Source organism: Komagataeibacter oboediens, from assembly GCF_003207815.1.
Taxonomy (GTDB): Bacteria; Pseudomonadota; Alphaproteobacteria; order Acetobacterales; family Acetobacteraceae; genus Komagataeibacter; species Komagataeibacter oboediens.
Genome location: NZ_NKTX01000201.1, coordinates 1 through 1,171, shown reverse-complemented (window position 1 = coordinate 1,171; position 1,171 = coordinate 1). Strand labels below are relative to the sequence as shown.

Here is a 1,171-nt window from a genome sequence, read left to right as displayed (position 1 = left end):
GCCGATACGGACCAACTGACGCATGATGGTTTCCTTCACTGACATTCAACTCCTCAGCATCCTCTCAGGACCACAGGGAGCCGTCCACACCATCAGTTCAACTGCGCAGAGGACAGCCTGCTCATCATGCTGCAGCACAAGAGCCAGTATTTCAGCCATTTCCCGGTCGCCTCCAGGCCGCCTGAGCAGTTGGTCCTGCAGGGTCCGGAAGGCGGCTGGCAATTCGGTAAACGGCGCGCCATTGCGCAGGGCGCCCGGTTTGCGCTGGATCACCGCCAGATAATGCCGCCAGTCATACACCGTGCGGCCTGGCACACCATGCGAACGCGTGATGATCCGGTCATGCACGCACAGAACCTGCCCTTCGGCGATAATGCGCAGCTTGTCGGGATAAACCCGCAGGCTGACCGGACGATTGGCAAAGGAGGCCGGCACGCTGTAGCGGTTGCCTTCGAACTGGATCAGGCAGGTTGGTGAGACGCGCTTGGTCTGTTCGACAAACCCGTCAAAGGGACGCCCCGGGATCATGAGGTGGGGACGTTCGCTGGCATGGACCTCGGAGACGCTGTGCGGCAATTCAGCATGCTGCAGCCGTTCCCAACAGTCCAGGCAGCGGGCTTCCAGCCAGGCATTCAGCGCCCCCAGATCAGGAAAGGCAGGCAGATCCTGCCAGATATGGCGCCGGGCATCCTGCACGGTCTTCTCGATCTGCCCTTTCTCCCATCCTGCTGCCGGATTGCAGAAGGTCGCCTCGAACAGATAATGGCTGGCCAGGGCCATGAAGCGCAGGTTGACCTGACGTGCCTTGCCAGAGCCAATCCGGTCCACGGCGGTCTTCATGTTGTCAAAAATACCCCGCCGTGGCACGCCACCGAGCACGCGAAATGCCTCGGTAAGCGCATCAAAAAGCATCTCATGGGTCTGCAGGGGATAAGCCCTGAGTATGAAGGCCCGGCTGAAGGACAGTTTGGTGTGGGCAACCTGCAGCTTGACGCGATGCCCGGCAATTATCGCCCAGTCCTCGCCCCAGTCGAACTGGAAGGCTTCCCCGGGCTGGAAGCATAGGGGCACAAAAACACCCCGACCCGTTGTCTGGCGTGCCTGGTGCTGTTCGTGTTTCCATTGCCGGATGAAAGCGGCCACCCGTCCGTAGGACCCATCATAACCCAGT

General features: G+C 60.5%; 1 pseudogene. It reads right to left on the bottom strand.

What is annotated here, in order from left to right:
• Positions 1 to 93 precede the first annotated feature (93 nt).
• Positions 94 to 1,171 (bottom strand): annotated as a pseudogene (gene istA / locus CFR80_RS18275) (IS21 family transposase); the annotation flags it as partial.